1 protein-coding gene is annotated in these 782 nt (G+C 32.6%); it reads left to right on the forward strand.

Annotation, left to right across the window (positions count from 1 at the left end; translation table 11 throughout):
• Positions 1 to 42: 42 nt before the first annotated feature.
• The gene (locus KPC_RS20090) at positions 43 to 741 is read left to right on the forward strand and encodes a hypothetical protein (protein ID WP_121976035.1); all 699 of its coding nucleotides are present in this window, start codon (positions 43 to 45) and stop codon (positions 739 to 741) included.
• Positions 742 to 782: the final 41 nt, after the last annotated feature.

Genomic DNA, 782 nt, shown 5'->3' on the forward strand with positions numbered 1-782 from the left:
ATATAAACGTCTAATAATTCAATATTTTAATTTATTTTAAACATGACTTTTATTATAGCCATACAATTAAATGATAGCATAATTGTCACAGCAGACAATAGAAAAATCGTTTTGAAAGAAACTGGTGAAGTCCAATTCCGCAATGAGAAAAGTCAAAAGCTTTATTTATGGGATGAGGGGATCATTACGGGTACTGGTGAAGGTGCTGTTATTGACCGATCTATTGAGTTATTCAAAAATTTAACTCATTCAGAAATAAAGAAACTTCCTCAATGCCTCGATATATCAAGACAAATGCGAGAATTGGAAATAGGTAAGGATTTCTTTCAAGTCGAAACAACCAAACTACTCTGTTCCCGTTGCAATGAAAACGGTGTACAGCTTTATGCCATTCAACGTTTTGAACCATCATCTCCGTATACATTGACTATAATTGAACCAATGGATATCACTGTTTGGCTGTTTCATCCCAACATTGAAACCATTTCAGCAGATTTGCAAAATCTCTATGCCGATTTAAAAGACTATTCAACATTTGCCAACCAGACAGACTGGATCAACTACTATATCAACCGACTTGCACCGATTTACCTAAAACAAAGCCAACAGGATCTATTTATGAGTCAATGCTTTGATGCATATTTCCAGACAAAGGATGACTATATTTTTGGTCATGTTTCGAATAAACAAAATTCAACACTTGAAATCAAAGAAATTTCTACCAAATTGTCATCTATTTAATATGATAAAGACTGTGCTAAATATTTATATAAGTTAAATAT

This window comes from Acinetobacter stercoris, assembly GCF_900323515.1.
In the GTDB taxonomy this organism is placed as follows: Bacteria; Pseudomonadota; Gammaproteobacteria; order Pseudomonadales; family Moraxellaceae; genus Acinetobacter; species Acinetobacter stercoris.